This is a genomic window from Vibrio sp. Isolate25, from assembly GCF_022398025.1.
GTDB classification, from domain to species: Bacteria; Pseudomonadota; Gammaproteobacteria; order Enterobacterales; family Vibrionaceae; genus Vibrio; species Vibrio coralliilyticus_A.
In genome coordinates this window covers 109,647-134,587 of the sequence record NZ_JAKEUT010000002.1, presented here as the reverse complement: position 1 = coordinate 134,587, position 24,941 = coordinate 109,647, and the positions used below count along the sequence as shown (strand labels likewise).

Annotated in this window: 24 protein-coding genes and 1 other RNA gene; 7 read left to right on the top strand and 18 right to left on the bottom strand. The window is 45.6% G+C overall.

Annotation, left to right across the window (positions count from 1 at the left end):
- Position 1: 1 nt before the first annotated feature.
- The 6 genes from murE to rsmI all read right to left on the bottom strand — a co-directional run bounded on the left by murE (position 2) and on the right by rsmI (position 6,047).
- Entirely contained in the window at positions 2-1,480 is a 1,479-nt protein-coding gene (gene murE / locus L1D15_RS07320) for a UDP-N-acetylmuramoyl-L-alanyl-D-glutamate--2,6-diaminopimelate ligase (protein WP_239875193.1), read from the bottom strand.
- Positions 1,481-1,492: 12 nt separating this feature from the next.
- Positions 1,493-3,223, bottom strand: a complete 1,731-nt coding sequence (locus L1D15_RS07315; protein ID WP_239837715.1) for a penicillin-binding transpeptidase domain-containing protein — start codon at positions 3,221-3,223, stop codon at positions 1,493-1,495.
- Positions 3,220-3,537 (bottom strand): cell division protein FtsL, encoded by a 318-nt coding sequence (gene ftsL, locus L1D15_RS07310; RefSeq protein ID WP_239875192.1) that lies wholly within the window; start codon positions 3,535-3,537, stop codon positions 3,220-3,222. Before ftsL ends, L1D15_RS07315 begins: the two co-directional genes overlap by 4 nt.
- Before the next feature lie 5 nt (positions 3,538-3,542).
- On the bottom strand, positions 3,543-4,493 hold the full coding sequence (rsmH, locus tag L1D15_RS07305) for a 16S rRNA (cytosine(1402)-N(4))-methyltransferase RsmH (protein WP_239875191.1): 951 nt from the start codon (positions 4,491-4,493) through the stop codon (positions 3,543-3,545).
- Between the two features lie 184 nt (positions 4,494-4,677).
- Positions 4,678-5,072, bottom strand: an RNA gene (rnpB, locus tag L1D15_RS07300) — RNase P RNA component class A.
- A 111-nt stretch (positions 5,073-5,183) separates the two neighbouring features.
- Positions 5,184-6,047: a 16S rRNA (cytidine(1402)-2'-O)-methyltransferase gene (rsmI, locus tag L1D15_RS07295; protein ID WP_239875190.1), complete on the bottom strand. Its 864-nt coding sequence runs from the start codon at positions 6,045-6,047 to the stop codon at positions 5,184-5,186.
- Positions 6,048-6,110: 63 nt separating this feature from the next.
- On the opposite strand from rsmI, the gene L1D15_RS07290 reads away from it, so the two are divergent.
- From L1D15_RS07290 to L1D15_RS07275, 4 genes are read left to right on the top strand one after another with little or no spacing between them, the layout of a single operon-like run.
- Positions 6,111-7,925, top strand: coding sequence for a penicillin-binding protein activator (locus L1D15_RS07290; RefSeq protein ID WP_239875189.1), 1,815 nt, complete (start codon positions 6,111-6,113; stop codon positions 7,923-7,925).
- Complete coding sequence (locus tag L1D15_RS07285) at positions 7,909-8,277, top strand: YraN family protein (protein ID WP_239837720.1); 369 nt, start codon at positions 7,909-7,911, stop codon at positions 8,275-8,277. The genes L1D15_RS07290 and L1D15_RS07285 overlap by 17 nt, the downstream gene beginning before the upstream one ends.
- A 3-nt stretch (positions 8,278-8,280) precedes the next feature.
- On the top strand, positions 8,281-8,871 hold the full coding sequence (locus L1D15_RS07280) for a phosphoheptose isomerase (RefSeq protein ID WP_045976171.1): 591 nt from the start codon (positions 8,281-8,283) through the stop codon (positions 8,869-8,871).
- Positions 8,872-8,874: 3 nt separating this feature from the next.
- On the top strand, positions 8,875-9,444 hold the full coding sequence (locus L1D15_RS07275) for a BON domain-containing protein (protein ID WP_239865130.1): 570 nt from the start codon (positions 8,875-8,877) through the stop codon (positions 9,442-9,444).
- A 46-nt stretch (positions 9,445-9,490) separates the two neighbouring features.
- Here L1D15_RS07275 and sspB read toward each other — a convergent pair whose 3' ends face one another.
- The 8 genes from sspB to zapE all read right to left on the bottom strand — a co-directional run bounded on the left by sspB (position 9,491) and on the right by zapE (position 15,812).
- The gene (gene sspB, locus L1D15_RS07270; protein WP_239865132.1) at positions 9,491-9,976 is read right to left on the bottom strand and encodes a ClpXP protease specificity-enhancing factor; all 486 of its coding nucleotides are present in this window, start codon (positions 9,974-9,976) and stop codon (positions 9,491-9,493) included.
- An 11-nt stretch (positions 9,977-9,987) separates the two neighbouring features.
- Complete coding sequence (gene sspA / locus L1D15_RS07265) at positions 9,988-10,623, bottom strand: stringent starvation protein SspA (RefSeq protein ID WP_239837723.1); 636 nt, start codon at positions 10,621-10,623, stop codon at positions 9,988-9,990.
- 97 nt (positions 10,624-10,720) lie between these two features.
- Positions 10,721-11,458, bottom strand: coding sequence for a cytochrome c1 (locus tag L1D15_RS07260; protein ID WP_239875188.1), 738 nt, complete (start codon positions 11,456-11,458; stop codon positions 10,721-10,723).
- Positions 11,455-12,720 carry a cytochrome bc complex cytochrome b subunit gene (locus L1D15_RS07255; RefSeq protein WP_239865137.1) on the bottom strand — a complete coding sequence of 422 codons (1,266 nt, stop codon included), beginning with the start codon at positions 12,718-12,720 and terminating at the stop codon, positions 11,455-11,457. Before L1D15_RS07255 ends, L1D15_RS07260 begins: the two co-directional genes overlap by 4 nt.
- Positions 12,720-13,313: a ubiquinol-cytochrome c reductase iron-sulfur subunit gene (petA, locus tag L1D15_RS07250; RefSeq protein ID WP_239837726.1), complete on the bottom strand. Its 594-nt coding sequence runs from the start codon at positions 13,311-13,313 to the stop codon at positions 12,720-12,722. Before petA ends, L1D15_RS07255 begins: the two co-directional genes overlap by 1 nt.
- A 328-nt stretch (positions 13,314-13,641) precedes the next feature.
- Entirely contained in the window at positions 13,642-14,034 is a 393-nt protein-coding gene (gene rpsI / locus L1D15_RS07245; protein ID WP_005436094.1) for a 30S ribosomal protein S9, read from the bottom strand.
- Positions 14,035-14,049: 15 nt separating this feature from the next.
- On the bottom strand, positions 14,050-14,478 hold the full coding sequence (gene rplM, locus L1D15_RS07240) for a 50S ribosomal protein L13 (RefSeq protein ID WP_006877363.1): 429 nt from the start codon (positions 14,476-14,478) through the stop codon (positions 14,050-14,052).
- A gap of 230 nt (positions 14,479-14,708) precedes the next feature.
- Positions 14,709-15,812, bottom strand: coding sequence for a cell division protein ZapE (gene zapE / locus L1D15_RS07235; RefSeq protein WP_239875187.1), 1,104 nt, complete (start codon positions 15,810-15,812; stop codon positions 14,709-14,711).
- Between the two features lie 152 nt (positions 15,813-15,964).
- Here zapE and zapG point away from each other — a divergent pair, with 152 nt between their 5' ends.
- The 3 genes from zapG (at position 15,965) to degS (ending at position 19,096) form a co-directional block, all read left to right on the top strand.
- Positions 15,965-16,420 (top strand): Z-ring associated protein ZapG, encoded by a 456-nt coding sequence (zapG, locus tag L1D15_RS07230; protein WP_239837728.1) that lies wholly within the window; start codon positions 15,965-15,967, stop codon positions 16,418-16,420.
- 127 nt (positions 16,421-16,547) lie between these two features.
- A complete protein-coding gene (locus tag L1D15_RS07225) occupies positions 16,548-17,915 on the top strand; it encodes a DegQ family serine endoprotease (protein WP_239875186.1) in 1,368 nt (455 codons plus the stop codon).
- A gap of 113 nt (positions 17,916-18,028) precedes the next feature.
- On the top strand, positions 18,029-19,096 hold the full coding sequence (gene degS / locus L1D15_RS07220) for an outer membrane-stress sensor serine endopeptidase DegS (protein WP_239875185.1): 1,068 nt from the start codon (positions 18,029-18,031) through the stop codon (positions 19,094-19,096).
- A 46-nt stretch (positions 19,097-19,142) separates the two neighbouring features.
- Here degS and parC read toward each other — a convergent pair whose 3' ends face one another.
- The 4 genes from parC to cpdA form a co-directional block, all read right to left on the bottom strand.
- Positions 19,143-21,413 (bottom strand): DNA topoisomerase IV subunit A, encoded by a 2,271-nt coding sequence (gene parC, locus L1D15_RS07215; protein ID WP_239875184.1) that lies wholly within the window; start codon positions 21,411-21,413, stop codon positions 19,143-19,145.
- 3 nt (positions 21,414-21,416) lie between these two features.
- Entirely contained in the window at positions 21,417-23,297 is a 1,881-nt protein-coding gene (gene parE, locus L1D15_RS07210) for a DNA topoisomerase IV subunit B (RefSeq protein WP_239875183.1), read from the bottom strand.
- 213 nt (positions 23,298-23,510) lie between these two features.
- Positions 23,511-24,092, bottom strand: coding sequence for an esterase YqiA (yqiA, locus tag L1D15_RS07205; protein WP_239837733.1), 582 nt, complete (start codon positions 24,090-24,092; stop codon positions 23,511-23,513).
- Between the two features lie 28 nt (positions 24,093-24,120).
- Positions 24,121-24,939: a 3',5'-cyclic-AMP phosphodiesterase gene (gene cpdA, locus L1D15_RS07200; protein WP_239875182.1), complete on the bottom strand. Its 819-nt coding sequence runs from the start codon at positions 24,937-24,939 to the stop codon at positions 24,121-24,123.
- Between the last annotated feature and the right edge of the window lie 2 nt (positions 24,940-24,941).

The window sequence follows — 24,941 nt, the reverse complement described above, 5'->3', positions numbered from 1 at the left end:
GTTATAGCTCCAGAAGTTGCTTAGCAGACTCGCGATCGGAGTAGTAAACCGTTTCATTCGCCAGCACCTGATAATCTTCATGGCCTTTGCCAGCAAGCAAAATAATGTCCTCTGCCTCACTATTCTGCAAAGCATGCGCTAATGCTTTATAACGGTCATGTTCAATAATCGCACCATCAGGTGAAACCATACCCGCCAGCATATCTTCTACTATTGCTGAAGGCGATTCGCTACGGGGATTATCATCCGTTAAGATGACCACGTCGGCTAAAGCTTCACCAATAGACGCCATCATCGGGCGCTTACCTGTATCCCGATCCCCCCCACAGCCAAATATGGCCCAGAGTCGCCCTTGGCAATGTACTTTTAAGGCGGACAGCGCTTTTTCTAAAGCGTCAGGCGTATGGGCATAATCCACCACGACTTTGGCTTTCCCTTTGGCATGGAACAGTTCCATACGGCCTAATACCGGCTTAAGCTGACTGGCACAGTCCATTAATGCTTGTTTCTCAATCCCTAAAGACAGTAAAGCCGCAAAAGCCACCAACACATTACTGGCATTAAAAGCTCCGATCAGTGGCACCGTAAAATGGCCTTCGCCGTACTGCCCAGAAAACGACAACGTAATGCCTGCTTCTGAATATTTAACATCAGTGGCAAAGAGTCCGTTGCCGTTTGGTATCGGAGATAAAGAAACCGGAGTACAACCTTCGAGCTGCTCTGCCCAAGCAGCGCCGACAGGATCATCAATATTGATCACAGCGTGAGCGCAATCATGATGAGTAAATAAAGATAGCTTAGCCCGGGCGTATTCTTCCATCGTACCGTGGTAATCAAGGTGATCACGGCTGAGATTAGAGAAGACTCCAACCGCAAAACTCAGTGCTTTGACACGGTCTTGAACCAAGCCATGGGATGAGATTTCCATTGCCGTATACTGCGCACCCTGGCTTTCTAGATCCGCTAGCGTTTGTTGAATGTCAAGCGCATTGCCCGTGGTATTGGCGGCCGGCGTTAGTGAGTCTAAAAAGCCATTGCCCGTTGTTCCAAGCACCGCTGCACGCCGCCCTGTTAACTCTAACCACTGAGCAATCAGCTGAGTAATGGTCGTTTTGCCATTGGTCCCTGTCACCGCAATCAATTGATTGTGTTTAAGCGGCAACAAGCGATTCGCGAGTTCAGACAGATGACGAGTCAAATGCGCGATATATATGACGGGAACATCATCCAAAAACTCAACAGAGCCATGAACTTGCCGCTCATCAGCTTCAGCAATGATCGCATTTGCTCCTTGCTCAATAGCAGAGCCGATAAATTTTCTGCCATCAACAACATGACCTTTAATAGCAACAAATGTAGAGCCAGATATCACTTTACGGCTGTCTAACTCCAACTTTGAAATTACAATCTTGCCACCGTCCTGAGATGACAATTCAACCCAAGGTGCAAGCAGATTGACCAGCGTGAGTTCTTTGGACATTTAACGCCTCACTTATTCTTCTTTAAATCGGTTTTCATCAGGAGCGACATTGAGGATCTGAAGCGTTCCTTTCAATATCTCAGAGAATACAGGACCAGCAACAGAGCCCCCATAATAGTTGTCCCCTTGAGGTTCATTGACAACTACGACTAAAGCGACTCGTGGGTTGCTAACAGGGGCAACTCCTGCCGTATATGCAAAGTACTCGTCACCATAACCACCCGCTATCGCCTTACGTGACGTACCGGTTTTGGCTGCAACACGATAACCAGGGACCGCCGCTTTAGTCGCGGTACCGCCAGGTTGGGTAACCGTCTCTAGCATATTCAGCACCATATGCGCATCATCTTCATCGATTACTTGGCGGGATAAATCTTGCTGGTTATTTTCAATAATATGGATCGGCTGATACTTACCAAAATTACCTAACGTAGCATAGGCATGCGCAAGCTGAAGAGGCGTAATCGTCAAACCATAGCCGAAGGCTAAAGTCGCGATTTCAAACTTGGACCAACGGCGTCGGTTGGGAAAAATACCCGGAGTTTCACCAACAAGGTTAAGCCCTGACATTTCACCAAAGCCCACCGAACTATACATACCAAGAAGTGCTTCCAATGGCATATCAAGTGCCAGCTTGGCCACACCAATATTACTTGATTTTTTCAAGATAGTGGTTAAATCAGCCTTACCGACTTTGGAGGTATCACGGACTCTTTGCCCCCCAATCGGCATCAGGCCATTGCCAGTATCAATGATCGTATCCTTATCCGCTACGCCATTTTCAAGTGCCGCCAATACAACAAATGGTTTCACCGTTGAGCCGGGTTCAAACGCATCGGTAATCGCACGGTTACGCATTTTAGCTGACTGGAGATCAGAGCGGTTATTCGGGTTGTAGGATGGCGCATTGACCATAGCCAATACGGCCCCCGTCTTCACATCCAATATGACTGCCGTCCCGGATGTGGCGCGATAATCCGCCACCGCCTGTTTAATCGATCGATAGGCAATTGCCTGAATACGCTGATCAATGGTCAACTCCAGTGGTTTACCTTCTTCATGCTCTTCCAAAGAAATGTTTTCCACCACCCGACCATATCGATCTTTGCGAATGATCCGCTTGCCCGCTTCACCGGTCAACCATTTATCGTAACTGCGTTCAACCCCTTCTAGACCATGACCATCAATCCCTGTCACACCGACTAAGTGAGCACTGACCTCTCCCGTGGGGTAATAACGACGAGATTCAGCTTTCAGCCCCACACCAGCAAGCTTAAGCTCACGGATATAGTGTGCCATCGCAGGACTTACTTGGCGCTGAAGGTAGATAAAACGACGGGATGCATTGTTACGAATTTTGTCGATCATGTCTTGACGGTCAAGGCCAAGAACATCGGCCAGTGCATACCAGCGATCCATGTTGGCAAAACCATTACGTTTGAAAATCGTTGCGGGATCGGCCCAAACGGCTTCCACAGGCACGCTAACAGCAAGAGGTTCACCGTTACGATCAGAAATAATCCCTCGCGCAGAATGAATAGTCTTCGCGCGAACGGAACGTAAATCGCCTTGCTGAATAAGGTTGTCAGGCTCAACGATTTGGATATAGGCAATTCTTGTCACCAGCGCCGCGAAAGCACCAAAAACAAACAACAGCACTAAATAAAAACGCCAACGGATCAAGCTCGGCTGTTCTGCAACAGCTTTTTTCTTAGCAGCTGAGGAGACTTTAGTTTTACTCATGGGAGGTCGATAATCACTTCTTTATCTGAGTCTGGGCGTTTCATCTGCAACTCATCTTTAGCAATTTCTTGCACTCTGCTGTGCTCCGCTAAGGCAGTTTCTTCAATCAAAAGGTTACGCCATTCATTGTCTAGCCTTTCCCTTTCTTGTAGAGCCTGATCTTTCTCGGTAATCGCTTGACGTGTGTGATGGGTGGTAAATACTACCCCCATCGCTGATGCGAAGATCATGATCAATACCAGCAAAGGCACCCGACCAACGGTAAATAGGTCAAGGGCAATTAGCTTGGCGAGATTAGGCGTAGATTTACTCATCGGGGCTAGAGTTTCTCCGCAATGCGCAGTACTGAACTGCGAGAGCGTGTATTTACATCAATTTCTTGTTTCGAAGGTTTGATCGCTTTGCCAATAGGTTTGAGGTTCGCACTTCCTAGCGCTTTGATCTGAGCTTCTGTCATGGGAATTCCATGAGGTACTTCTGGACCTTTGCTCTCTTTACGAATGAAACGCTTCACCATTCTGTCTTCCAGTGAATGGAAACTGATCACTGATAGGCGGCCTTCATGGGCTAGGATACTCGCCGCTCCCTTTAAAGCAGTCTCAATTTCTTCCAACTCACTGTTGATGTAAATACGAAACGCTTGGAATGAACGCGTGGCGGGGTGCTTTTTCTCTTTAAAACTCTTTGGCGCCGCATCAGAAATAAGTTTAGCGAGCTGACCTGTACGCGTCAGCGGTTCGTTTTCTTCATTCTCACGGTAAGCAACGATCGCTTTAGCAATGCGGCGAGCATGTTTATCTTCACCAAACTCACGAATAACCCAAGTGATGTCATCAAGATCGGCTTCCATCAACCACTGTGAGACAGGAATACCCGATGTCGGGTCCATACGCATATCTAGTGGACCATCTTTCATAAAACTGAAGCCGCGTTCGGCATCATCAAGCTGAGGTGAGGAAACACCTAAATCAAGCAAAACACCATCAACTTGACCAACTAGGCCTCGCTCTTCTGCGTACGTCGCCATACCAGAAAATGGGCCATGAATGATGGTGAACCTAGGGTCATCGATCGTCTTTGCTTCAGCAATGGCTTGCGGGTCGCGATCAATACTAAAAAGGCGACCATTTTCACCCAACTGCGCAAGAATTTGGCGGCTGTGACCACCACGACCAAATGTACCGTCAATGTAGGTGCCATCAGGCTTAATCGCTAAGCCGTCGATAGACTCATGCAGTAATACAGAAATGTGCTTAAATTCTTCGGTCATGGTTTTTATCTCGCTCTCGCACAGGCGCGCTCAAACTTTCCAGTGTACTGATTTAGAAGGTGATCGTCACCCATCGCAGCTCCGAACACGTGATATTGCGCTAAGTTTAGTGCTTGCAGAATTAATTTCGTCAACAAAAAGCAAAAAACCCATCATAACGCGGACGTTACGATGGGTCTCGAATAGGTGGAGCCGACGTGTAAGCCGGGTTCTGTTCCGCTTGCGCGGTGGTAGCCATTCGTCTAGGCCAGCAATCGCTCACTGGCTCAAGCAACCTACCCGCTTCCTTACGCGAGCAACGCAATGTGGAAGCCTATTTGGTCTTGCTCCGGGTGGAGTTTACCTTGCAACGAACTGTTGCCAGTCGTCCGGTGCGCTCTTACCGCACCCTTTCACCCTTACCTGTACTCTTACGAGCCATCGGCGGTCTTCTCTCTGCTGCACTTGTCGTGGGCTTGCGCCCCCCAGGCGTTACCTGGCACCCTGCTCTATGGAGCCCGGACTTTCCTCCCCTTCATCAGTCTCCCCAACACAAGGTTAAAAGGACATCAATGAAGCAGCGACTACCCAGTCAACTCCGAAGCGGATTGTATAGAGATTGCTACTCAGTGTCTAGCGAGATCACAGATTAACCGTCAACCAAAGAGCAAATGCTTAGAAAATGAGCGAAGGTGTGAATCACCTGTAGCCTCAATTGAGATGTTCTAATCCCCATTTATACAGGGCATTTTTCTTCAAGTTATAGATTTCTGCCGCCATAGCAGCCGCTTTCTTCAAAGGCAGCTCTTTCGTTAAGATAGCCAATGTCCGAGTTGCTTCTTCAGGAAGAGTGTCTTCTGCGGCCGCGCGGTAACCATGGATCAACAACGCCATTTCACCTCTTTGTTGATTCTCATCCGCTTTGACCCAATCCACGAGTTCTCCTAACGGTAATCCGTGAATAGTTTCGAATGTCTTAGTCAGCTCACGAGCTAATACAACTTCACGCTCATGCCCTAATATCTCTAACATGTCCTGTAGAGAGTCCACAATACGGTGCGGTGATTCATAAAAGATGCAAGTACGCTCCGCTTTGGCAATCTCAAGAAACTTATCTTTACGTCCTTTACTTTTTGCCGGTAAAAAGCCTTCAAAGCTGAATCTGTCTGACGGTAAGCCTGAAGCACTTAACGCAGTCACCACTGCACAAGCACCAGGAAGTGGCACAACTTTAACGCCCGCTTGACGACATTTTGTAACCAAGTGATACCCTGGGTCACTGATTAAAGGTGTTCCAGCATCAGAAACTAAGGCAATTGAATACCCAGATAACAGTTTCTCAACCAGAACTTGCGCTTTTTGCTGTTCATTATGATCATGCAGTGCAAAAGTTTTTGTCGGAATACCAAAATGAGACAACAATTTGCCAGTATGACGCGTATCTTCGGCAGCAATGAGATCCACACCGGTTAAAACATCGAGCGCACGTTGAGTGATATCACCTAAATTGCCAATTGGAGTCGGGACAATATAGAGAGTTGGGACCTCAGTTGGTAAGGTTTTGTTATCTGTCATTTGTTTACCATCACTTCAACGATTAATATAGACACAATTTTATACGGAATTAGTTAATAACTCATGGCCATGAAAAACCAAAAGCGACTCAGTGTAACACGCTTACTGACTCCTGTAGCCCTTGCTGTCACACTGGCAGCTTGTTCTACCGCACCTTCAACACCAACCAACGTTGATATTACGCTAGATCCGAACCAATCCATGCAAACTTACCTGATGCGGGCAGACAGCAGCGTAGGAAGTATTCAGAGTGACTGGTTAATCATGGCATTAAAAGCAGCCATAGAATCGGATGACTTAACACAGGCTGATTTGCTAGTAAAACGCTTATCTAGACAAAAACTTTCTCATTTACAGCAAGCTGAGTGGCAACTTGCTCATGCAGAGATACTGAATAAACAAGAGCAGTATGAGCAAGCACTTAGTCAGCTGAAGTTTAACCCATCATGGAACTTAGCCGACGAGCAATGGAAGGACTACCACCAGCTACGCGCGCAGCTATTGACTCAACAAGGTCAGTATTTTGAAGCGGCTCGTGAGCTGACTCGGTCTGCTGAGTTCGTTGAAAGAGCAAAACAAACGGCCATTGCCCAAAACATTTGGAGCAACCTCAACCAATACAATCAGGATCAGATAACCGAACTCTCTGCGGAAGCTGATGAAGAGGTGCTTGATGGCTGGTTACAGTTGGCTATTTATACCAAAACACTATCCAGTAACATCCCACAACTAAAAAATACACTGGAAAAGTGGTTGGCAGAAAATCCAAGCCACCCAGCGGCTACCTATACCCCACAAGCAATTGTCGATATCCTGAATCTTGAAGTGGTCAAGCCCGTCAGCACAGCACTACTACTGCCTTTATCTGGTAAGTTTGCCAAGCAGGCCCAGCTCATTCGTGATGGCTTTATTTTGGAAATGATGAATGACACAGAACGCGATGAAAACGCCAACCTGACAGTCATTGATACCAATACCGTAACACCTGAACAACTTGAGCGGACTTTAGTGGAGAAAAATGTCGATTTCGTGGTCGGTCCGCTAATCAAAAGCAATATTGAAAAGCTCCAGCAAGCTCAAGCAAGCTTCTCTCGTCCATTACCGACTCTAGCTTTAAATATTCCTGATAACTTAGAGTCTGGCAACAATACCTGCTATTTGGCGCTCTCTCCTGATCAAGAGGTAGCACAAGCTGCCAAGCACTTATTTACTCAAGGTTATCGCTACCCACTAATCCTCGCCCCACAAGGTCGATTAGGGACACGTGTTGTTGAAGCATTTGAAGAAGAATGGAAGAAATACAGTAAAGACAAAGTAGCCGTTAACCTGTTTGGCGATAAGCGTCAATTACAGCGCGATATCAATAAAGTCTTTGGCCTACAAGAGAGTCAGCAGCATATTGCCCAAATGGAGTCATTGCTGGCGATACCTTTGGAAAGCCAACCACGTAGCCGCCGCGATATTGATGCGGTTTACATTGTTGCAGGCAGCTCCGAGCTAACTCTGATCAAACCATTCATCGAAGTGGCCGTAAACCCCGACACAGTGCCACCAAAGCTGTTTTCTAACTCTCGTAGTAATAGCGGTCGCCAACAGTATGAAGATCTCTCTGGCGTCATGTACAGTGATATTCCACTGCTCATTCAGCCAAATGAGGCACTTGAAGCCCAGATGGAGCAACTGTGGCCAAAAGATTCTAATGCAGAAAAGCGCTTACAAGCTTTAGGTATGGACGCCTACTTACTGATGGAGCAGTTACCACAAATGAAGGTCGTTGATGGGCATACATTACAGGGTAATACTGGAGTGTTAAGCATCAACAAAGATTGTGTGGTGCAACGTGAGATGAGTTGGGCCGAACATGGCGTGGCTAAATAAACGTCAAAGCGGCGAGCATTATGAGGCCTTGGCGGAGCAATATTTGATCCGCCAAGGGCTTTCCCCAATCGGTAAAAACTTCCATTCCAAAGGTGGGGAACTCGATCTTATAATGCTTGACGGTTCGACTATCGTATTCATTGAAGTACGTTATCGTTCAAACCAGCGTTACGGTCACGCAGCAGAAACCGTCACCCCATGCAAGATGAACAAACTTATTCACGCTGCAAACACGTGGCTGATGAAGCAGGGTAAATCCGTACATACTACTGATTTTCGATTTGACTTAGTGGCCATGCACCAGCAAGGTAAGCAGATCGACTGGATAAAAAACGCAATAACTCAAGGATAATCGATGCTAGACAGCATTAAAGACAGCTTTACAGAAAGTATTCAAATTCAGATTGCAGCCGCAGAGGCCCTGCCCGATGCGATTACCCATGCAGCTCAGGCAATGGTCGCCAGCTTACTTAATGGTAATAAAATTCTATGCTGTGGTAATGGAGGCTCCTCTTCTAACGCTCAACAGTTTGTTTCTTGCCTGCTAAACCGCTTTGAGACGGAGCGTCCGAGTCTACCTGCCATGGCCCTCACTGCGGATAATACCACCTTAACTGCGGTCGCCAATGATTACCATTATGAAGAAATCTTCTCAAAGCAGGTTAGAGCTTTTGGACAAGCCGGTGATATTTTGTTGGCTATTTCTACCAGTGGTAACAGCAAAAACATCATTAAGGCCATGGAAGCGGCTGTAACACGCGATATGACCATCATTGCTTTCACAGGAAAAGACGGTGGTGAAATGGCTGGCTTACTAGGTGAGAATGATGTTGAAATTCGAATTCCATCTCACAGAACAGCAAGGATCCATGAGGTGCATATGGTGACGCTTCACTGCTTATGTGATCTTATCGATCAAGTCCTATTTCCAGCTCACGAAGAGTAAGTTATGAAACATCTTAAAACTTTTGTCATCATTTGTATGCTGCTTAGCACCACTGGATGCGCTGGTTTATTTGTAGCGGGAGCGGCAACCACTGTTAATGTGGTGACTGATACCCGAACAACCCAAGAAATGTGGGATGATAATAATATCGAGTTTGAAGTTGCCGGCCTTGCAAATAAACCACCTTTTCAGCGAGAAGTAAGAATTACAGCAAGCTCGTATGACGGGACGGTGGTATTAATGGGCCAAGCCAGTAACCAAGATCTTCTTAATCAGTTTGTAAGCAAAACAAGAGATTTAAAAGGTGTTAAGAAAGTCCACAACCAAGTGCGAATTAAAGCCCCGCTATCAGTTGGTCAAATCAGTCACGATAGTTGGATAACAACCAAAGTCAAATCAGCACTACTGACAAATAGCGAGCTTAATGGAGTAAAAGTGAAAGTCATTACCGAGGATAAAGAAGTATTTTTACTTGGTTATGTATCACCAGAACAAGCGGATGTGGCTGTAGAGGTGGCACGTAATATTTCAGGTGTAAAACAAGTCATCAAAGCATTTCAGACTGGAAATTAAAATTTAATTCATAAAAGACAAAAAAGCAGCGAATACGCTGCTTTTTTCATTTGATGACTCTTAAGCTTGGTCGGCCTTTAGGTCTAGGTGGTTCGTCATCCGGGGTGGGTTCTTCTTCAAAAGCTTCCGTAGCCAAAGACAAACCTGAATCTTCTTCCGAAAATTCTTCAACGCCAGATGTACCTCCATCAAAGTCATCCATATATGCTTCTTCAGGCTCAAACATGGTCCCTGCACCGTTTTCACGAGCATAAATGGCTTGGACCGCATACAGAGGTACAATAACGGAGTGAGGACGACCAGAGAAACGCGCACTAAACGTAATCGCTTCATTACCTAGTTCAAGGTTACCTACTGCTCGTGGAGCAATATTGAGAATAATTTGCCCATCCTGAACAAACTCAACAGGAACACGAACACCAGGCAAGGTTGCCTCAACGACTAAATGAGGTGTTAAATCATTATCTACCAGCCAATCATAAAATGCTCGAAGCATATAAGGTCGGCGAGGTGTCATATTAGTTATGTCCATTTCGCTTCCAATTAGCGACTCAGACGCATTTCACGTTCTGCCTCGGTCAGTGAAGCTAGGAATGAATCACGCTCAAATACGCGGTTCATGTACACTTTCAACTCTTTCGAACCTGGGCCAGTGAGTTCAATACCTAGCTGAGGCAAGCGCCACAATAACGGAGCAAGGTAACAATCGATCAAACTGAACTCTTCACTCATAAAGTATTCAAACTCTGCAAATACAGGGCCGAGAGTCAGCAGATCATTGCGCAATTTGTTGCGCGCAGCTTCCGCTTCTTCAACGTTACCTTTTACCACTTTCTCTGCCAGTGAGTACCAGTTTTTCTCAATACGGTAAATCATCAAACGGCTGTTACCACGTGCAACTGGGTATACAGGCATCAATGGAGGATGGGGAAAACGCTCATCCAGATATTCCATGATGATTTTCGAATCGTAAAGCGCTAGCTCACGATCAACTAAAGTGGGTACTGATTTATACGGGTTTAGCTCAATCAGCTCTGCGGGAAGATTTCCTTCATCAACCAGTTCAACTTCGACACTTACACCTTTTTCAGCCAGTACAATACGTACCTGATGGCTATACATATCAGATGCACTTGAAAATAGAGTCATCACAGAACGTTTATTGGCAGCTACAGCCATGGAGCCCTCCAGCACACTTACAGATATAAAAAATAATGGAGGCTAAGCCTCCATTATCAACAATAAAATTGGGAATTAGCACAGTATGATAGCACAATTAGTGCACATCACGCCAATACTCTTTCTTAAGCAGAACAACCACAATAGTGAAGATAACGAGGAATGCCATTACCCACCAGCCTAATGCGTGACGCTCTAGTTTCACTGGATCACCAGAGTATTCTAGGAAGTTCACCAAATCACGAACAGCATCGTCGTACTCTTCTTGGTTCAGCTCACCAGTCCCGTCGGTTTCAACACCAACGACAACTTTATGCTCCTCGCCTTCTACGATTTTAGTCTCATAAACTGGTTTAGGAATCCCTTGTAGTTCTTCGAGAACGTGCGGCATACCTACGCTTGGGAAAACAACGTTGTTTACACCAAACGGGCGAGATGGGTCTTCGTAGAAAGAACGCAGGTATGTGTATAGCCAGTCAGAGCCACGAACACGAGCAACCAAAGTTAGATCAGGAGGCGTAGCACCAAACCATTTGGCTGCGGATTCATCAGGAATTGCGTTTTCCATCAAATCACCGACTTTCGCATTAGGATCGAAAATCAGGTTCTCTTTCAGTAGTTCGACCGGAATACCGATGTCACGTGCAACCCGCTCATAACGTTGATACTGCGCTGAGTGACAGCCAAAACAGTAGTTCATGAACAGCTTGGCACCGTTTTGTAGTGATGCTTGATCACTTAGGTCATTGTTTGCTTTGTCTAGCGGTACGTTTGCACCCGCTGCCATCGCCAGAGAAGGCAGCATTGCAAATAGAATTACAATCCATTTTTTCATTTGAATGTCACCCTTTCTGGTAGTGGCTTAGTCGCTTCGTTCTTACTGTAGAAGTACAGCAGTACGAAGAACATGAAGTAAGCTAAGCTAAAGATCTGAGCTAGCAGTGTGTACGTTGGTGTAGCAGGAAGCGCACCAAGAATACCCAGAGCAATAAAGCTGATCGTAAACTGGATGATATTAAACAAATGGAATTTACTACGGTAACGGTAAGAGCGAACCTTACAACGATCCAGCCAAGGCAGAACGAATAGAACCGCAATTGACGCTCCCATCGCGATAACACCTAGTAACTTATCAGGTACCGCACGCAAAATCGCGTAGAAAGGTGTGAAGTACCATACTGGAGCAATGTGCTCTGGTGTTTTCAGTGGGTTTGCCGCTTCAAAGTTAGGCGGCTCAAGGAAGTATCCACCCATCTCAGGGTTAAAGAACAACACGTAACAGAACAAGAACAGGAAGCCTGCTACACCAACCATGTCTTTAACCGTACCGTAAGGATGGAACGGAATAGAATCGATGATATCGTATTTCTTCGAGTAGTAATCGTGGAACTTGAACTGCGTCTTGTAATCGTCGCCCATGGTGCCTTTAGGCAGCTTAGTTTCGATACCATCTGGGTTGTTTGAACCCACTTCGTGTAGTGCTAATACGTGTAGAACAATAAGCAGCAGAAGTACGATTGGCAATGCAATAACGTGTAAAGCGAAGAAACGGTTCAGCGTTGCACCAGAAATAACGTAGTCACCACGAATCCATAGTGTCAAATCGTCACCAATAACAGGAATCGCACCAAATAGTGAAATGATTACCTGGGCTCCCCAGTAGGACATCTGACCCCATGGAAGTAGGTAGCCCATGAAGGCTTCAGCCATCAACACTAAGAAGATAAGCATACCGAAGATCCACAGTAGCTCACGAGGCTTCTGGTAAGAGCCATAGATTAAACCGCGGAACATGTGCAGATAGACCACGACAAAGAATGCCGAAGCACCTGTCGAGTGCATGTAACGCAGTAACCAACCGTATTCGACATCACGCATGATATATTCGATTGAAGCAAACGCCCCATCACCAGATGGAACATAGTTCATTGTTAGCCAAATACCTGTCAGAATCTGGTTAACCAATACCAGCATTGCTAGAGAGCCAAAAAGATACCAAAAGTTAAAGTTCTTTGGCATCGGGTACTCAGAAAGGTGTTTCTTATACGCATTCATTGCGGGTAGACGTTTTTCTACCCAGTCAAGTAGAGCTTGCATTATGCCTCCCCTTCTTCGTCAACACCGATGATAATCTTAGTATCACTGAGATACATGTGCTTTGGAACAACCAAGTTTAGTGGGGCTGGTACACCTTGGAATACGCGGCCAGCCATATCAAACTTGGAACCGTGACAAGGGCAGAAGAAACCTGATTTAACACCTTGAACTTGTTCGCTAAAACTGTCCGGTAAATAAGTCGGCGAACACCCTAGGTGAGTACAGATACCTACAGCGACAAAGTACTCAGGCTTAATAGAACGGTAGGCGTTTTGAGCATAAGTTGGCTGTTGCTCTTCGCCTGACGCTGGATCACGAAGTTGACCGTCAATATTTTTCAGCGCATCTACGACAGATTGTGCTCGGCGGACAACCCAGACAGGTTTACCACGCCACTCAACACGAACCATCTGCCCTTCTTCAAGTTTACCTATGTCAACTTCAACAGGGGCACCCGCAGCTTTTGCTTTCTCACTTGGGTTCCAAGATTTAATAAAAGGAACGGCGACAGCAGCTGCTCCGAGACCACCAACAACCGCCGTTGTTGCTGTCAAGAAACGTCTGCGACCGTTATTTAAAGGCGCATTGCTCATCCAAACATTCTCCCATTTGCTCCTTTTGGATTATTGTTATTCCGCTTAAAGAGCATGGCTAACAAAATACGAATTTAGTTGTATTTATTTGATGGCAAATGATAAATAAAACCCTACTTTTTGACAAGATAAAGCTACCTTTTTGTAACAATCGTGAAGTAAATCGCCTATGAGGTCACAAAAGGGGAATAAGTAATATAAAAGTTCTCGAAACTGGTCTGAGAGAAGGGATTTTTTTGTGCAGAAAAACAAAAAGCCTGGCATGAAGCCAGGCTTTTGGGACCACAATCCGGTGAAAACACCGAAGGCCAATCTTTTCGAAAAAAGATTAACGCTTAGAGAACTGTGGACGACGACGTGCTTTACGTAGACCAACTTTCTTACGTTCAACGCAACGAGCGTCACGAGTAACGTAACCAGCTGCACGTAGAGTAGGACGTAGAGACTCATCGTATTCCATTAGCGCGCGAGTGATACCGTGACGGATAGCACCTGCTTGACCTGAAATACCGCCACCTTTAACAGTAACGTATAGGTCTAATTTTTCAGTTAGTTCAACTAGCTCTAGAGGCTGTTTAACAACCATACGAGAAGTTGGACGACCAAAGTACTCATCAAGACTACGCTTGTTGATTACGATGTTGCCGCTGCCTGGTTTAATGAAAACACGTGCAGCTGAGCTTTTGCGACGGCCAGTGCCGTAGTATTGATTCTCTGCCATTTTCGAAATCCCCGATTAGATGTCTAGTACTTGTGGTTGTTGAGCAACATGGTTGTGCTCAGCGCCCGCGTAAACTTTCAGCTTACGGTACATAGCACGGCCTAGAGGACCACGTGGTAGCATACCTTTAACCGCTAGCTCAAGCGCCATCTCTGGCTTACGATCAATTAGCTTCTCGAAGCTGATTGATTTTAGGCCGCCAGGGAATTCAGTGTGACGGTAGTAAATTTTACCTTTAGCTTTGTTACCAGTTACAGTAACTTTCTCCGCGTTTACAACGATGATGTAATCACCAGTGTCAACGTGTGGAGTGTATTCAGCTTTATGTTTGCCACGTAGGCGAGATGCAATTTCACTTGCTAGACGACCAAGAGTTTTACCTTCAGCGTCTACAACGTACCAGTCGCGTTTTACAGTTTCTGGTTTAGCAACGAAAGTTTTCATGCTAATAATAACCCGTTTATTAAAATTTACACTTAAGGAGCATTGCTCCCACTGACTAAGAGCCCATTCATCACCCCTTCGAGTGGTTGGCACTCTCGACCCTAGATCTGTAAGGATCTGGTCTGCAGTAACGGTGGGTCGCAGGATTATAGAGAAGTCAGTTGAAAAAATCACCTCTTTTTAGGCAAAAAAATCATTTTTTTTCTTCCCTTATAGAAACATCAAACCCCTTATGCTAAATGCTCTTTCGCCAGATAATCATGGCTTTGCATTTCAATAAGTCGAGACTGACAGCGTTTAAATTCAAATTCCAATTGTCCTTGGGTATATAGCTCTTCTAATGGAACTGCCGCTGAGATAATTAATTTGACATGACGCTCATAGAATTCATCCACTAAAGCAATAAAACGACGAGCCGCATCATCAATAGACTTTCCCATTTGCTGGACGTCGGCTAATAGTACGGTGTGGTAGATACGTGACAGCTCTATATAATCATTTTGACTCCGGGCTGACTGGCACAACTGCTCAAAGGTAGCATGCAGCACCCCTTCGTACGAATTCAATACCTCTATCTGACGATGATTGATTTCAATGCTTTTCGCACCTTGCTTATGCTCACCAACCAATTGTTCAAAGTAATGACAGAGATTGGTATTGGCCTGAGCATCCAAAGGAAAATGATAAATTTCCGCTTGTTCAAGCGTTCTCAATCTGTAGTCAATGCCACTATCAACATTAAGCACTAAACAGTTTGACTGAATCAAATCAATCGCAGGCAAAAAACGAGCTCTTTGTAAGCCATTGCGATACAAGTCCTGTGGTGGAATATTGGATGTGGCGACTAAAATCACACCACGCTTGAATAAAGCCTGAAACAAAGTCCCCAAAATCATTGCATCGGTAATATCTGATACGAAAAACTCATCAAAACATATGATTTCCGCTTCTGACTTAAAGATATCAGCCACCTGCTCCAATGGATCATTGATATCTCCAAGCGCATTCAACTCGTCATGCACTCGATACATAAATCGGTGGAAGTGGACACGCATTTTTTTGTCGCAGGGAAGAGCTTCAAAAAAAGTATCCATTAAGTAGGTTTTTCCACGCCCTACGCCCCCCCAAAAATACAATCCTTTAGGAGCAATAGGTTGAGGTGTTTTTTTGCCAAACCAGCTTTTCCATCCGGTGACAGGCTCAACAGGGGTATTTATATATTGAACAAATTCATGGTAGAGATTATCCAGAGCTTTCACGGCTTGAAGTTGGGCTTCATCTTGTTGAAAGCCATGCTCTTTTACATCTTTTGTATAGATCTCTAATGGGGTCATCGCTTCACTCACGTGCTATAGAAGGATTGAAACTGCTATGCAGAGCACATGCATTTTTCTTTATCGTCTCGAATTCTCATAGTAACATGTCCGGTGAACATGTGTAACCAACCGGTAAAAAACATGTTAAATAACAATGATAAGGAGCGAATATGCCTTGGATTTATGCCCTTGTAGGTTTGCTTGTAGGCGCTGTTTTAGGAATCATCATCTCGCGTATCACCACTCCGGGATATAACAAACAGAAGACCATTCAAAAAGATTTAGATAACGCTAAATTTGAGCTGGAGCAGCAAAAGCAAGATCTTGCCGATCATTTTGCCCAAACTGCAGAAATGCTGGATTCTTTAGGCAAAGAATACACTAAGCTTTATCAGCACATGACCAAAACATCTTCTGAACTGCTACCAAATATTCCAATTCAGGATAACCCATTCAACAAAAAAGTAGCAGAGCAAACGAAAGTAGAAATGCAAGCTGAAGTTGAACAACCATTAATTCTCAATGAAGCACCTAAAGATTACGCCTCTGGCGCAACAGGCATGCTGACCGAAGAGAAAAAGGAAGTTCTTAACTCAGAACAAGTGGTTACAGCAAAAGCCTCTTAGCTCTATTTGTTCACTTGCTGAACTTTATAAAGGTTTTTTAGTCTTAAACTCCAATAAGCGTCGATTGATTTCTTATTTTTTAACCAAATATTAAATCTCAGGCCTTAACTTAACGAGGAGTTATCAGATGAAAAAACCTTTGCTTGCTTTAACCGTCCTATCTTTAAGCTTAAGTTCAATCATCACCCCCATACCAGCCACTGCTGCCCTGCCGCTTTCAGTAGATGGAGAGCAATTGCCAAGTTTGGCTCCAATGTTGGAAAAGGTTACCCCTGCTGTCGTCAGCATCTCTGTGGAAGGTACCCAAGTCTCGAAGCAGCGCATCCCTGAACAATTCCGTTTCTTTTTCGGCCCAGAGTTTCCAACCGAGCAATTACAGGAACGTCCATTTAGAGGTCTTGGATCGGGTGTCATCATCAACGCCGATAAAGGCTACATCGTGACTAACTATCACGTCATCAATGGTGCTGAAAAAATTCGCGTTAAGCTACACGATGGCAGAGAGTATGACGCTGAATTAGTGGGCGGCGACCAAATGTCAGATGTAGCGCTTCTGCAGTTAGAAAAAGCCAAGAATCTCACGGAAATTCAGATTGCAGATTCGGATGCCTTGCGGGTCGGTGACTTTGCTGTTGCGATCGGTAATCCATTCGGTCTTGGACAAACGGTCACCTCCGGTATTGTTTCTGCTCTAGGACGCAGCGGCCTGAACATTGAAAATTTCGAGAACTTCATTCAAACCGATGCCGCTATCAATAGTGGTAACTCTGGTGGTGCTTTGGTGAACCTAAATGGTGAGTTAATTGGTATCAATACTGCTATTTTGGGGCCAAATGGCGGTAATGTTGGTATTGGGTTTGCCATTCCATCAAATATGATGAACAACCTAACAGCACAAATCCTTGAGTTTGGTGAAGTTAAACGCGGAATGTTAGGTGTTCAAGGTGGAGAAATTACTTCAGAGCTTGCTGATGCACTCGGCTATGAGTCCAGTAAAGGGGCTTTTGTTAGCCAAGTGGTGCCTGACAGTGCAGCAGATAAAGCAGGGCTCAAAGCGGGTGATGTCATTGTATCCGTCAACGGCAAAAGCATTCATTCATTCAGTGAACTGCGCGCAAAAGTTGCAACACTTGGTGCAGGCAAACAAATCTCGCTCGGAGTGGTCCGCGATGGTAAGAAGGAAAACTTTGATGTGACATTAGGTGAGCAGCAAAATGTCAAAGCCTCAGCCGACAAACTCCATGACGGCCTTTCTGGTGCAGAACTCACCAATACAACCTCAAGCGATCCAGTACAAGGCATTAAAGTCGCCGGCGTAGAGAAAGGCTCAAAAGCTGAAGCGTATCAGCTCGCGAAAGGTGACATCATTATTGGTGTAAACCGTAAACGAGTCAAAAACCTTGCTGAGTTTAGAAAAGTCCTTGAGAAGCAACCAAGTGTATTGGCTCTGAACATTCAACGTGGCGAACGGACTATTTATTTAGTCGTACGTTAAAAACGAGAGCTCAATGTCAAAGGACGGTAGGATCTCCTGCCGTCCTTTTATTATTTTCTCATCTAATGCTATCCTTTCGCCACTTGTCTGATATTTAGAGTGGTTAGGAAGATATGCTGCAATTCTTATTGCGTTCAATAGGTTTAGGGCTGGCAACAGCAGCATTATTACTATTGGCGATCCCTTCTCTACGCTCTACTATCCTCCCTCAGACACTGAGCGATGAAATCAGTATTACTTCGGCGCAAGAAATCTCATTTAACAGTGCAGTACATAAGGCTGCGCCTGCTGTTGTGAACATTTACAGCCGAAAGTACAAAGAGGATGATCGTTCGAAGCTATTGACCCAGGGGCTGGGCTCTGGGGTTATTGTTAGCGACAAAGGCTATATCATCACTAACTATCATGTTGTTGCTCAAGCCGATCAGGTGGTAGTAGCACTGCAAGATGGGCGCGTCGCTGCCGCTCAATTGGTCGGTACTGATAAGCGAACCGATATTGCAGTTTTACGTGTAGAAGGTAATAATCTTCCTGTCATACCACTCAATCCAAACTATTCCCCAACCGTCGGTGATGTCGTACTCGCCATCGGTAACCCATACAACCTCGGCCAAACAACCACTTTCGGCATTATCTCCGCAACTGGTCGCTCTTCCATCAGCGCCGGCGGACGACAAGCCTTTATTCAGACTGATGCTGCCATCAATGAAGGCAACTCTGGTGGGGCGCTGGTTAACACACGAGGTGAACTGGTTGGTATCAACACTGCCTCCTTTCAGCAAGCAACAGAACTGGAAACTTACGGCATTTCTTTTGCTATCCCTTATGCTCTTGCCAATAAAATCATGCAAAAAATCATAGCCGATGGTCGCGTGATCCGAGGTTATATCGGTATTGATGGTCAGGACATCAACTCCGTCACTTCCCGCTTACTAGGGAATGAACATTTAGGGGGTATTATCGTGTTAGGCGTCGATCCTAACGGACCTGGCGCCGATGCAGGATTTCAGGCTCAGGATATTATTCTCAAAATTGATGGACAAAAAATCAATGGTCGCCAAAGCGTAATGGATATTGTCACTGAGTTGAGGCCGGGGACAACCGTCGATGTGCTCATCCTACGTAAGGGCAAAGAGCAAACACTTAGCGTGACGATTGCAGAAGATACCCGAGAAATTTAAAAACCTAGATAGAAAAATCCCATGCTAGATAGCATGGGATTTTACTTTATTCGCTGTCTTCTTCTGTGGTAGAAGTTTCAACTTCAATACGGGTTACCCGCTGTAAACCTCTCGGTAGCAAACTACCTCGACGACCACGCTCACCACGGAAATTATCCAGGTCGTTTGGCTTCAAGCCCAGTTTACGTTTACCGGCATAGAGCGTCACCGATGCCCCTTGAGGTAACGACATCAGATGAGAAACCACTTCTTCCCGCTCTTTGGCTTTGGCCGCTGGAATATTAATGATCTTGTTGCCCTTGCCTTTGCCTAACTGAGGTAAATCCTTGATAGGGAATAACAACATTCGCCCTTGATTGGTAATAGCCAAAATCTCATCTTGGTCCAGGCTACGGATCGCATCCGGGCTCAAGACCTCAGCATTTTGAGGCAACGTGACTAGTGCTTTACCACTGCGGTTTTTCGACAGTAAATCACTTCCTTTACACACAAAGCCATAACCGGCATCAGAACCGACCAACCATAACTGGTCTTCTTCCCCCATCACCACATGGCGAATGTTAGTCCCTGCATTAATGTTCAGACGTCCCGTGATAGGCTCACCTTGGCTTCTCGCTGAAGGCAATGAGTGTGACTCTAACGAGTAGCTTCGACCATCACTGCCTAAGAAGACGGCTTGTTGATTACTCTTACCGCGAGCATGGGCTAAGTACTTATCACCCGATTTGTAATTCAGTCCTTCAGCATCAACATCATGACCTTTCGCGTGGCGGATCCACCCTTTGTCTGAAAGCACAACGGTAATAGGTTCGCTCGGAACAAGATCGCGCTCAGTCAAGGCTTTGGCTTCCGCACGCTCAACAAGAGGAGAGCGGCGATCATCACCGTATTTTTCAGCATCCGCTTTGATTTCTTTCTTTAATAGCGTATTCAGACGACGCTCAGAGCCTAGAAGCTGTTCAAGCTTTTCGCGTTCTTTTTCTAGCTCTTCCTGCTCACCACGGATCTTCATCTCTTCCAGCTTGGCAAGGTGACGAAGTTTGGTATCAAGAATCGCATCCGCCTGAATATCCGTAATACCGAAGCGTGCCATCAGCACTGCTTTGGGATCATCTTCCGTACGGATGATCTCTATCACTTCATCCAAATTAAGGTAAGCAACCAACAAACCTTCTAAAATGTGCAAACGTGCAAGGACCTTGTCCAAGCGATGCTGCAAACGGCGGCGAACGGTCGCACGGCGGAACTCAATCCACTCTGATAAGATCTGAACCAGACCTTTCACCTGAGGACGGTTATCCAAGCCAATCATGTTGAGATTAACGCGGAAGTTTTTTTCAAGATCCGTCGACGCAAACAGGTGGTTCATCAACTGATCACAATCGATACGATTTGAGCGAGGAACCACAACAATACGCGTCGGGTTTTCGTGATCCGATTCGTCACGCAGGTCATCGACCATTGGCAGTTTCTTGGCTCGCATTTGGCTAGCAATTTGCTCAAGTAACTTGGCACCCGATACCTGATGTGGCAGTGCCGTGATAACAATATCAGTGCCTTCTTTATGCCATACTGCGCGCATTTTGATACTGCCGCGACCAGTGCGGTAGATTTTTTCCAACTCAGCTTTTGGCGAGATAATCTCAGCTTCCGTTGGGTAATCCGGCCCCTGAACAAAGTTCATTACATCTGACAGTTCGGACTTAGGATGATCGATCAGATGGATAGTGGCATCAGCAATTTCACGCACATTATGTGGTGGAATATCGGTCGCCATCCCTACTGCGATACCCGTAACGCCATTGAGTAGAATATGTGGCAGTCGCGCAGGCAGCATTTGCGGCTCTTTCATCGTACCGTCAAAGTTCGGCTGCCATTCAACGGTTCCTTGTCCAAGTTCACCAAGCAGAACTTCTGCAAACTTGGACAATTTCGCTTCGGTATAACGCATCGCAGCGAATGATTTAGGATCATCCGGCGCCCCCCAGTTACCTTGACCGTCAACCAATGGGTAACGATAAGAGAACGGCTGAGCCATTAACACCATAGCTTCGTAACACGCGGAGTCGCCGTGAGGGTGGTATTTACCCAACACATCGCCAACCGTGCGCGCGGATTTTTTGTATTTTGCTGCTGCCGAGAGCCCCAGCTCTGACATCGCATAAATGATTCGTCGCTGAACCGGCTTTAAGCCATCACCAATGTATGGCAAGGCGCGATCCATGATGACGTACATCGAGTAATTGAGATAAGCGTCTTCAGTGAACTTGCGCATTGGCAACTGTTCAACGCCATCGTATGTAATTTCCGTAGACATTCGTTAAACCTCTGCCAAATCCCCGTTGTTTTGTAGCCAAGAACGGCGATCATCAGCACGTTTCTTACCAAGTAGCATATCCATCATTTCCATGGTTGCCTGAGAGTCATCAATCGTGAGCTGAACCAAGCGGCGAGTATTCGGATCCATAGTCGTTTCACGTAGCTGAAGTGGATTCATTTCACCCAAACCTTTGAATCGCTGGACATTGATCTTAGCTTTTTTCTTCGACAAACGTTCTAAGATGCCTTCTTTCTCATCATCATCAAGGGCATAAAAGACTTCTTTACCACAATCAATACGATAGAGTGGTGGCATAGCCACATAGATATGACCCGCTTCTACCAGAGCTCTGAAATGGCGGGTAAACAATGCACAGAGCAATGTTGCAATATGTAGTCCATCGGAGTCGGCATCGGCCAAGATACAGATCTTGCCGTAACGTAAGCTTTCAAGGTTATCACTGTCTGGGTCAATACCCAGCGCAACCGAAATATCATGGACTTCTTGAGAGGCTAATACTTGGTCAGCAGACACTTCCCAAGTATTAAGAATTTTACCGCGAAGCGGCATGACAGCCTGAAACTCTCGATCGCGAGCCTGCTTTGCAGAACCACCAGCCGAGTCACCCTCGACAAAGAAGATTTCGGTACGGTTTAGATCTTGTACTGAGCAGTCCGTTAATTTACCCGGCAAGGCTGGCCCTGAAGCCACTTTTTTACGTACCACTTTTTTACTTGCACGCATTCGCCGATGTGCATTGGCAATACAAACTTCTGCCAGCTGTTCAGCCAGTTGCGGCTTCTCATTCAGCCATAAGCTAAACGCATCCTTTACCACGCCAGAAACAAAGGCAGCGGTTTGACGCGAAGACAGACGTTCTTTGGTTTGACCGGCAAATTGAGGGTCTTGCATCTTAACCGACAATACGTAGGAACAGCGGTCAAAGACATCGTCCCCCGTGAGCTTAACACCACGAGGAAGCAGGTTACGGAACTCACAAAACTCTCGCATCGCATCAAGCAAGCCTTGGCGCAATCCATTTACGTGGGTGCCGCCTTGAGCTGTCGGGATCAGGTTTACGTAACTTTCGGTGATCATCTCACCACCTTCCGGCTGCCAAATCACCGCCCAATTAGCCGCCTCGGTCTCCGCAGAGAATTCTCCAGTAAACGGCTCTTCAGGCAAGACGGTATAACCTTTCACACCTTCTGCTAGATAGTCTTTCAGTCCATCTTCGTACAGCCATTTGTGTTCGTTGCCGTTCACTTTATCAGAGAAAGTGATTTCTAACCCTGGGCAAAGTACCGCTTTAGCTCGTAAGTTATTCACCAAACGAGTGACGGAGAAATTGGCAGAATCAAAATATTTAGCATCAGGCCAGAAGTGAACACTGGTACCTTTGTTACGACGTCCACAAGTGCCAGTGACCGTTAAGTCAGACACTTTATCGCCGTGCTCAAATGCAATTTCATACACTTGTCCTTCACGACGTACCGTTACTTCCACACGTTTTGATAAGGCATTTACAACCGAAATACCTACACCGTGAAGACCACCAGAGAATTGATAGTTTTTATTGGAAAACTTACCACCCGCGTGGAGTTTACACAGAATAAGTTCAACGCCGGAGACTTTCTCTTCCGGGTGAATATCAACAGGCATGCCTCGGCCATCATCGATCACTTCGAGTGATTGATCGGCATGCAGAATTACTTGAACTTTTGAAGCGTGTCCGGCTAGCGCTTCATCGACACTGTTGTCGATGACTTCTTGTCCCAAGTGGTTAGGGCGCGCTGTATCCGTATACATCCCTGGTCGGCGACGTACTGGCTCCAAACCATTAAGAACCTCAATGGCCCCAGCATTATATTGTTCAGTCATAATACGGAATATCGTTATAGAAAATAAATGGGTTACTGAGCAGGTAAGCTTTTGTTCTTTTTATTAATTAGTCTAAAAAGTAGCAAAAACGACCAAACTCTCGTCGTTTCACATCCAGCTCAGTACAAGGGAAACATAGTCTGGAAGAGAGGGAATGATGTCAAGTGAGATAACTAAGTAACCACTAAAATTATGACTTTTCCCTCAATGAGCCTATAGCTGGAGAAACTCAATGATATGCTTAGGGTAGCGTTCAAAGTCGACAAAACTATGATCTCCTCCCTGTTCAACGGTTTGTTTAGCTCCGCTAAACTTTTCAACCGCCTGACGATAATCCAACACCTCGTCTTCTGTTTGTTGTAAAAGCCAGAAATCTTCCGGTTGTTTGATGACCGGCGTATCCAACACTTTTAATTCATCAATATGGGTGTCTTTTAAAACATAGCGTTGCTGTGTGTAGGGGTTTTCCTGCTCGCCTAAATAGTCAGAAAGTAACTCATAAGGTTTCACCGCAGGGTTAACCACCACTGCTCTAAAACCAAATTGAGCATTGAGCCACATGGACATATACCCACCCAGCGAACTGCCCACCAAGCCAATTTGATAATCGTTAAGGTGCGTTTCAATAATGTCCAGCAAACATTCTGCAGCTTGCTTGGGAAAACAAGGTAATTGAGGAACAACAACCTTAATATCAGGACGATATTGCTGGCAATACTCCTTCATAACATTAGCTTTATGAGACAAAGGAGAACTGTTAAAACCATGAATATAAAGCAGTAATGAAGGTTGCATAATGGTCCTTAATCAGGTGAGTTCAAGGTTAATAACCCGTTGAGTTAAAGTCAGGTTGGAACCTACCTGCGGGTAGACGTTTCACTTCGGTAGTCACATTTCCATCATCGTGGAGCAATAATTCACGCCACCCCGGAGACTGGTTATCCAAAGCAAAGTCATCTGAGTTGGGTTTAAATTGTACACAGGTTGAAGGCGTGGCCATTACCCGCACTTCATTTCTCATCACATTCATGTCTTGGTGCACATGGCCACACAAGACCGCTTTGACATTATTATACTGATCGACCAATTGCCAAAAATCCTCTGAATCTTTCAAAGAATGTTGGTCTAACCAAGCACTGCCCACAAGCATGGGATGGTGATGCAATAGGATCAAAGCGTGACGTTCTTGATACTGAACTAATTTTTCTTCCAGCAGTGCAAATTGCTTATCGCTCAAACGACCATGAGGCACTCCCACGACTTGAGAGTCAAGCATAATCATCTGCCATGTTTCACCAAGCAGTACATGCTCAATTTGCTGAATCTGTGGAGAAGGAATCACCGAGGTCATGCTCGGTTTAAAATCATGATTGCCAGGGAGCCAAAAACAGGTTTTCTTGAGCGGTACAATACCTTGCTCAAAACGATGATATGACGCTTCGCTATGATCCTGTGAAATATCCCCTGTCGCCAAAACAGCGTCATAGGCAGGATTTTCTTCGACAATAGCTTCAACGACAGCCTTAAAGCTGTCACCTGTATTCACACTCAATAGGCTTCCATCTGCTGCTTCAAACAGATGAGTATCTGTAATTTGAAGCAGCCTGATGCGACCATCTGATGAGCTCGACGTTACTTTCAAAA